This is a genomic window from Streptococcus pseudopneumoniae ATCC BAA-960 = CCUG 49455, from assembly GCF_002087075.1.
GTDB lineage: Bacteria > Bacillota > Bacilli > Lactobacillales > Streptococcaceae > Streptococcus > Streptococcus pseudopneumoniae.
This window is the reverse complement of record NZ_MWSM01000022.1, coordinates 1-8,808: the sequence shown is the minus strand read 5'-3', so window position 1 is coordinate 8,808 and position 8,808 is coordinate 1. Positions and strand designations below refer to the sequence as shown.

The 8,808-nt window shown below is 39.7% G+C and carries 7 protein-coding genes and 1 tRNA gene; 1 reads left to right on the top strand and 7 read right to left on the bottom strand.

The window, feature by feature from the left end:
• Positions 1-206: 206 nt before the first annotated feature.
• From B4W83_RS05975 to B4W83_RS05945, 7 genes are all read right to left on the bottom strand, one after another.
• Positions 207-719, bottom strand: a complete 513-nt coding sequence (locus B4W83_RS05975; protein WP_001049320.1) for an adenine phosphoribosyltransferase — start codon at positions 717-719, stop codon at positions 207-209.
• Between the two features lie 271 nt (positions 720-990).
• Positions 991-2,121: an ABC transporter ATP-binding protein gene (locus B4W83_RS05970; protein ID WP_000229957.1), complete on the bottom strand. Its 1,131-nt coding sequence runs from the start codon at positions 2,119-2,121 to the stop codon at positions 991-993.
• A 280-nt stretch (positions 2,122-2,401) separates the two neighbouring features.
• Positions 2,402-2,487 (bottom strand) — tRNA-Leu (locus tag B4W83_RS05965).
• Between the two features lie 80 nt (positions 2,488-2,567).
• Complete coding sequence (locus tag B4W83_RS05960) at positions 2,568-3,143, bottom strand: cysteine hydrolase family protein (RefSeq protein ID WP_000158719.1); 576 nt, start codon at positions 3,141-3,143, stop codon at positions 2,568-2,570.
• Positions 3,143-3,931 carry a GTP-sensing pleiotropic transcriptional regulator CodY gene (gene codY, locus B4W83_RS05955; RefSeq protein WP_000940723.1) on the bottom strand — a complete coding sequence of 263 codons (789 nt, stop codon included), beginning with the start codon at positions 3,929-3,931 and terminating at the stop codon, positions 3,143-3,145. The genes B4W83_RS05960 and codY overlap by 1 nt, the downstream gene beginning before the upstream one ends.
• A gap of 277 nt (positions 3,932-4,208) precedes the next feature.
• Complete coding sequence (gene cshA / locus B4W83_RS05950; RefSeq protein ID WP_000671122.1) at positions 4,209-5,789, bottom strand: degradosome RNA helicase CshA; 1,581 nt, start codon at positions 5,787-5,789, stop codon at positions 4,209-4,211.
• A gap of 197 nt (positions 5,790-5,986) precedes the next feature.
• Positions 5,987-7,213 carry an L-lactate MFS transporter gene (locus B4W83_RS05945; protein WP_000841590.1) on the bottom strand — a complete coding sequence of 409 codons (1,227 nt, stop codon included), beginning with the start codon at positions 7,211-7,213 and terminating at the stop codon, positions 5,987-5,989.
• 193 nt (positions 7,214-7,406) lie between these two features.
• On the opposite strand from B4W83_RS05945, the gene B4W83_RS05940 reads away from it, so the two are divergent.
• Positions 7,407-8,723, top strand: a complete 1,317-nt coding sequence (locus B4W83_RS05940) for an FAD-containing oxidoreductase (RefSeq protein WP_000958947.1) — start codon at positions 7,407-7,409, stop codon at positions 8,721-8,723.
• Positions 8,724-8,808: the final 85 nt, after the last annotated feature.

The window sequence follows — 8,808 nt, the reverse complement described above, 5'->3', positions numbered from 1 at the left end:
TATCTGCAACCTCAAAGCTGTACTTTGAGCAGCTTACGGCTAGTTTACTCTTTGATTTTCATTGAGTATGAAACTAAATTTCAAACACATAGTCCTTTTATTATACTGCAAGAAGATATAGTTTTCAATTATAGTTTTTCTCTAACTAGCTATAGTCTATTTTTATATCCTAATGTAGAGAAAACAGCCCTAGGGACTGTTTTTCATTAATAATGCATCAAAACTTTGTAATCGTAGTCACCGATTTTTTCACGGCCGTTCAATTCATCCAATTCAACAAGAAAGGCACAACCTGCTACAACACCACCAAGTTTTTCAATCATTTCGATAGTTGCCTTAACAGTTCCACCTGTTGCCAAGAGATCATCTACGATAAGAACGCGTTGACCTGGTTTGATTGCATCCGCATGCATAGTCAAGGTATCAACACCGTACTCTTTTTCATAGTCAGCAGAAATGACTTCACGTGGCAATTTACCTGGTTTACGAACAGGTGCAAAACCAATTCCCAACTCAAAGGCAACTGGACAGCCCACAATAAATCCACGAGCCTCAGGCCCTACAACCATGTCAATTTTCTTGTCAGTAGCATACTGAACAATTTCACGAACAGCGTAGCTATAAGCATTTCCATCAGCCATCAAAGGACTAATATCACGGAAGGTGATACCTTCTTTTGGATAATTTTCAATTGTTGCAATGTAATCTTTTAAATTCATCTTTTTCTTTCTTTCAAAGTTTTTACTCTCTATTATAGCATATTTTCCAGTAAAGAAGAAAGGGAAAACAATATTTCATTTGCTAGTCACCCTATAAGTCAAATAAGACGACCATTTTTATTCAAGGCACGTCACAAGATAGATACATAATATGACTTCCCTAGCAAAAAGGAGAGAAGCATTTTGTTTCTCTCCCTAGATTAACTGATATCTCTCCACTACAATCGATAAAGAGATATCTTTTCTTGTAGTGCTTTGAATTTTATTTATTTTAATAGACTGTTTTTTCAGTTTCTACATCGAAGAAGTGTGCTTTGTTCAAGTCAAATCCAAGTTCAACTGTTGCACCTGTTTGCAAGTAATCACGAGCATCAACTTTAGCAACAAATTCGTCTTTACCAACTTGGCAGTATAGGTGAGATTCTGAACCAAGCAGTTCTGATACAGAGATAGTCGCTTTTACAACACAGTCTGGGAATGTTTCAAGGAAAGCAGGTTCTGCATTCACATCTTCTGGACGGATACCGAAAATCAACTCTTTACCTTCGTAGCCTTTTTCGCGAAGAACTTTCAATGCTCCTTCTGGAACTTTCAAACGGAAACCATCAGAAATAATTTCGCTACCAACTAATTTCACATTGATGAAGTTCATTGCTGGGCTTCCGATGAATCCTGCAACGAATTTGTTAACTGGGTTTTTGTAAACTTCTTGAGGAGTACCGATTTGCTCAACACGTCCGATAGTACCTGTACCAGCAGGGTTCTTAGTTGCTGACATGATAACGATACGGTCTGCAAGTGTCATCGCTTCTGTTTGGTCGTGAGTTACGTAGATAGTTGTAGCTCCGATACGACGGTGGATTTTCGCAATTTCAGCACGCATTGATACACGAAGTTTAGCATCCAAGTTTGACAAAGGTTCGTCCATCAAGAATACTTTTGCATCACGGACGATGGCACGACCCATGGCAACACGTTGACGTTGACCACCTGAAAGGTCAGCTGGTTTACGTTCCAAAAATTCTTTCAATCCAAGAATTTCAGCTGCTTCTTGCACACGTTTGTCGATGTCTTCTTTGCTGTATTTACGCAATTTCAAACCGAAAGCCATGTTGTCATAAACAGTCATGTGTGGGTAAAGAGCGTAGTTTTGGAATACCATGGCGATGTCGCGGTCTTTTGGAGCTACATCGTTGACAACCACGCCATCGATAGATGCAGTACCTTCTGTGATGTCTTCAAGACCAGCAATCATACGGAGTGTAGTTGATTTACCACATCCTGAAGGACCTACAAAAACGATAAATTCTTTATCTTTGATGTTCAAGTTGAAATCTTCAACTGAATAGTGTTCGCTGTTTGGATATTTTTTGTAAATATTTTTAAGATTCAATTCTACCATGAGGTGAACTCCTTTTGTTTTTGATAATTATATTATAGATGAAAACGTTTTACATTTCTATGGCAAGGTGACCAAAAAAACAAAAAAATTCTGTGCAACTTGCACAAAACTTTAGAGAATATCGGAGAATTTGAAGAAGATAATCTTTATTATTCTTCTATACAAAAGCAGAAACAAGGATCAGCTTTCCCATATTTTCGCTGATTCTCCACTACATTTGACTGGATTCTAATTTTTTAGAGAAATACAAAAGAGCTAGCCTAAGCTAACTCTTATCCTATGCGGAGAGAGGGACTTGAACCCTCACGACCTAAAGCGGTCACAGGATCCTTAGTCCTGCGCGTCTGCCAATTCCGCCATCCCCGCGTCGATTACTTTACTAGTATATCAACTTTTGGGATGCTTGTCAACACTTTTTTTCAATTTTTTTCATTTCATCAACCAAATTACTCTAAAATTTCATTTAGATTTTCATCTACTAACTTAGCTCCAAGTGTATTTTTGAAATGACCTAGGGCAAATTGATGATTTTCAGGCCAGATGGAAGCAACAGCTGGTTGAACAATCTCGATGTCATAACCTAGATTATAGGCATCAATAGCTGTATGCAGGACACAGATATCCGTCAAGACACCTGTTAAGATAACTGTAGAAATGCGACGCTCTCTCAAACGAATATCTAGGTCAGTCCCTGAAAAAGCTGAGTAATGGCGTTTATCCATCCAAAAGACACGACTGTCTGAACCATGCTCTTGATAAAAGATCCCCAAGTCTCCGTATAAATTGCGTCCACTAGTCCCAATCAGATTATGAGGAGGAAATAGTTTACTTTCTGGATGAAAACAATCGTTTTCTTCATGAGCATCAATAGTAAAGAAGATATAATCTCCCCGTTCAAAAGCTAATCGAGTCACCTTGCTAATGGCATCCGAAATAGCCTGAGCTGGAGCCCCTGCTGTCAATTTACCACTATCAGCAACAAAATCTTCTGTATAATCAATCGAAATTAAAGCTTTAGTCATTAGTAATCTCTTTTCTTCACTTCTTCAAAAATATCTGAAATCAAGACCTTAAGGTAGGTTCCCTTCATTCCAAGTGAGCGACTTTCAATAATTCCCGCAGATTCAAGTTTACGAAGGGCATTGACAATCACAGAGCGGGTAATTCCGATACGGTCTGCAATCACTGATGCAGTCAACTGCCCTTCATTTCCATTTAATTCCCCTAAAATTGCTGAAACAGCACGGAGTTCGGAGTAAGAAAGGGTATTAACCGCCATGGTGACAGCAGTACGGCGACGGATATTTTTCTCATCTTCTTCACGCTGGAAGTTAAGAAGCTGAATCCCAACAACGGTACTGGCAATCTCAACAAGAATCAAGTCCTCATCTTCGAATTTTTTATCATTGCGCCAAATAATCAAAGAACCAAGGCGAATCCCCGATACATGAATCGGTGCAATAGTCGTCAAGCCATCTGGAAAATCTTCTCTACTCTCAACAGGGAAAATACTCATATCATGCTCAACAGGCAAATTTGCTTCTGTTTCGTAAATCATATTAGCCCCTTGAACGTAGTCATCTGGGAAAATCTTAGTTTGGAAGAATTGCTCTACGCGATCTGTATTTGTTTTATAACGCATAAAATAGCCAAGCAGACGTCCCTTACTATTGATAATGCAGGCATTGCAATGAATAATATCCGCTAACTGACGCGTAATAGCGTTGTAAGGAAGCTCATCCTGAAACTGCTCCTCTGAGCGCTTCAAAATTGATGTAATCTTTCTTGTTTTTTCTAATAAATGTGCCATTTTTCACCTCGAATTTAATCGCTATCATTATAACATAAACAGATTGAATTTTCAATTATTATCTGAAAATTGCTTATTTAATTGCAATTTAGACTAGCTGAAATATTTTAGAAAATTATGTTTTCTTATTGACAACCTAATTTATATTTGATATTATATCATTATAAGAAGGTGGGTTGATAATACCTTTCCATTTCACCTATCCTTTGCTATCACCATCTTCTTTCACCCTTGGTCTCCTTATATAAAAAAGCGATTCATTTTGAACCGCTTTTTCTTATTTATCTCCCTTGTTACGAATAACAAAGCCTGTTTGCTTTTCACTTGAAGTATTGCGTGGTTTTTTATTATCCTTACGGTAACGTCTGTCTTTATCAAAACGATCATTGCCACGACTTCCTTTTTTGAAATCATCCCGACGACCATTACCACGGCGATCACGGTCTCGACGATCACGGTCTCGACGGTCATCTCCACGACGACCTCCCTTAGCTTTACCACCGAAGCCATTACCTGATGGTTTAAATGGCAGTGGTTTTTCACGCGCAATCTCCACTTCTGGAAGGCTATCCGGATCTTGAACAGTCAGACTCAAGATATACATTGCCAATTCTTCTGGAGTAAATTCGGCAGCTAGCTTACGAGCATCCTTACCAAATTTCTCAAAGTTAGCACGGATAGTCTCATCTGCAAAATCACGTTCGATTTTCTTGAGAGCTACCTGTTTTTTAGCTTGGAAGGCTTCTTCTGCACTTGCAGGTTTGAGACCTTTCATGCGTTTCTTGGTCAAGTTTTCAATGATTTGGAGGTAGCCCATTTCATTTGGTGATACGAAAGTAATAGACTGACCTGACTTACCGGCACGACCTGTACGACCGATACGGTGAACATAACTTTCAGGATCTTGTGGAATATCGTAGTTATAGACATGGGTCACACCTGAAATATCCAAACCACGCGCTGCAACGTCCGTCGCAACTAGAACATCCAGATTTCCATTTTTAAAGTCACGAAGGACACGAAGACGTTTGTTTTGGTCTAGGTCTCCATGAATTCCTTCTGCACGGAAGCCACGGATTTTCAAACCACGAGTCAATTCATCCACACGACGTTTGGTACGACCAAATACGATAGCAAGCTCAGGTTGCTCCACATCCATGAGACGTGTCATAGTATCAAATTTTTCTTGTTCCTTAACTCGGATATAGTATTGATCAACCAATTCTGTTGTCAATTCCTTAGCAGCAATCTTCACATGCTCAGGTTCTTTCATAAACTGAACACCGATACGTTTGATGGCATCTGGCATAGTTGCTGAGAAAAGAAGAGTTTGTCGATTTTCAGGGACACGGGAGATGATAGCTTCAATGTCTTCAAGGAAGCCCATGTTGAGCATTTCATCCGCTTCGTCAAGGATAAGCGTTTCAATATCTTGTAATTTCAAGGCCTTGCGTTTGATCAAGTCTAAGAGGCGACCAGGTGTTCCCACCACGATATGGGCACCAGATTTAAGAGCCTTAATTTGTTTTTCAATGCTTGATCCGCCGTATACTGAGCGGACTTTGACTCCCTTGCTACGACCAAAACGGAACAATTCCTCTTGACTTTGGACAGCGAGTTCACGAGTTGGAGCGATCACCAAGGCTTGGATAGTCGCTTCTTCTGTACGGATTTTTTCAAGGGTAGGCAAGCCAAAGGCTGCAGTTTTTCCTGTACCAGTCTGAGCTTGACCGATAACGTCCTTGCCTTCAAGGGCCAAGGGAATGGTTTGTTCTTGGATCGGACTGGCTTCTACAAAACCAGCTTTTTCAATCTCTGCTAGCAAATCAGCAGACAAGTTTAATTCATTAAATTTCACGTTGTTCTTCTTTCTAAAGGTGGTGCGAAGCCACCCCATAGGGCTTAGTGTATACTTTTCTTTTTATGACGTATTTTCATATACTGGATATAAAATCGTGTTGCTTCTTTTCCACAAAAGAAAAGTACTGTTTTCTTTGCAACCTATCTAGTATAACACAAGACCAGAGCAAAAGATAGCCCAATTTCTCTAGAAAATCATGTAAGCGGTTTTTGGCTTTCCTTTTTGATTGAACGACCTAGATAATAAGACAAAGCCAAGGCGATACTATATAAAATGATAAAAACGAACAAGGTTTGTGTGTAAGAATGAGCCATTTTATAAGTCTCTGCTAATAAAATAGGTCCCGCTAAACCAGCCATTGCCCAAGCCGTTAAAATATAACCATGCAGAGCGGCCAATTCCTTGGTTCCAAAAATATCACTGAGATAAGCTGGAATCAAAGAAAAACCAGCTCCATAGCAAGTCATCAAAATAGACATAGCGACTACAAATAAAACGGAATCTGTAAAGAGCCAAAGTGAGAGAGAAAAGAAAAGATTGACAAGCAGTAATATACTAAAGGTTAGAGGGCGACCGATATAGTCAGACAAACTCGCCCAAAGCAAGCGACCAAATCCATTGAAAATCCCCAAAACGCCCACCATTACTGCTGCATGACTTGTAGACAAGCCAGCCATCTCCTGTGCCATTGGCGATGCCGCTGAAATTAAGCCTAAACCACAAGCTATGTTGATAAAGAAAATAATCCAAAGTATATAAAACCGATTGCTTTTTAGAGCCTGATTTGCAGTCATCCCTTGCGTCAAAGAGGCTGTTTTTTCTTTCCCTGAAACAGATAAAATTGCAAGCTCTTGCTCATTTGGACGCTTAATGAATTGTGAAGCTAGGAGCATGATAATAAAGTAACTTGCACCTAAAATATAAAAAGTTTCTACAAGCCCTACCCCTGCGATGAGATGTTGCGCTATGGGACTAGTCAATAAAGAAGCAAAACCAAACCCCATAATCGCTAAACCTGTTGCGAGACCACGTTTATCAGGAAACCATTTTATAATCGTTGACACAGGGGTAATATAGCCTGCTCCCAAACCAAGCCCACCTAAAATGCCATAAGCTAGATACAACAACCACAGTTCCTGACGGTCTATTGCAAATCCTGTTAAGATATTTCCACCTGCGTATAGAAAAGCAGATAGACTCCCCATGACTCTCGGACCAAATTTTTCTACCAAACGCCCCATAAATGCAGCCGATAAGCCCAAACAAAAGATTGCTAGACTAAAGGCAAAGGCAACAGAAGCCTGATCCCATCCCGTTTTTTCAATAATAGGGTTACGATAAACACTCCAAGCATAAGTCGAACCCAGCATTAAGTGTAAAATGACCCCAGCAAAGGCAATAATATAACGATTCGATTTCATAAAACCTCCTATTTTCGAACATTTATTCTTTCTTATATAAAAATAGATAGGATTTTAGTTTATCAAGCTTGTTAAAAAATTACTAGTTTTTTGTCTGGAAAGAGTTTTCATCTTTTTCTGTCTTTTTCGTAGCAGAATTGTGCAAAAGTTTTTTTCTTGTGCTAGAATGTAATTCGAATAGGAGGAATTCTAAATGTTAACTTATGATTTAATCGTTATCGGATTTGGTAAAGCTGGTAAAACACTAGCTGGTAAATTGGCTTCAGCTGGCAAAAAAGTTGCCCTCGTTGAACGTAGCAAAGCTATGTACGGTGGAACTTGTATCAACATCGGTTGTATCCCAACTAAAACTTTGCTGGTTGCTGCCGAGAAAGACTTGTCTTTTGAAGAAGTCATTGCTACCAAAAACACGATCACTGGTCGCCTCAACGGTAAAAACTATACGACTGTTGCTGGTACTGGCGTCAATATCTTTGATGCGGAAGCTCACTTCCTTTCAAATAAAGTCATCGAAATCCAAGCTGGTGATGAAAAACAAGAATTGACTGCTGAAACTATCGTCATCAACACTGGTGCTGTTTCAAACGTCTTGCCAATCCCTGGACTTGCTACAAGCAAAAACGTCTTTGACTCAACAGGTATCCAAAGCTTGGATAAATTGCCTGAAAAACTTGGAGTCCTTGGTGGCGGAAATATCGGTCTTGAATTTGCTGGCCTTTACAATAAACTAGGAAGCAAGGTTACAGTCCTAGATGCCTTGGATACATTCCTACCTCGTGCAGAACCTTCCATCGCAGCTCTTGCTAAACAATACCTGGAAGAAGACGGTATTGAATTGCTTCAAAATATCCATACTACTGAAATTAAAAACGACGGTGACCAAGTGCTTGTCGTAACTGAAGACGAAACTTACCGTTTCGACGCCCTTCTCTACGCAACTGGACGCAAACCAAATGTAGAACCACTTCAACTTGAAAATACAGATATTGAACTAACTGAACGTGGCGCTATTAAAGTAGATAAACACTGTCAAACAAACGTTCCTGGTGTCTTTGCAGTTGGAGATGTCAACGGTGGTCTTCAATTTACTTACATTTCACTTGATGACTTCCGTGTTGTTTACAGCTACCTTGCTGGAGATGGCAGCTACACACTTGAGGACCGTCTCAATGTGCCAAATACTATGTTCATCACACCTGCACTTTCACAAGTTGGTTTGACTGAAAGCCAAGCAGCTGATTTGAAACTTCCATACGCAGTGAAAGAAATCCCTGTTGCAGCCATGCCTCGTGGTCACGTAAATGGAGACCTTCGCGGAGCTTTCAAAGCTGTTGTTAATACTGAAACAAAAGAAATTCTTGGTGCAAGCATCTTCTCAGAAGGTTCTCAAGAAATCATCAACATCATTACTGTTGCTATGGACAACAAGATTCCTTACACTTACTTCACAAAACAAATCTTCACTCACCCAACCTTGGCTGAGAACTTGAATGACTTGTTTGCGATTTAAGTTGAGATCACATCTTAACTGACAGCCCTCTGAGGGCTGTTTTCATTTCTGCGAAATCTCATACTCTTCGAAAATCAAATTCAAA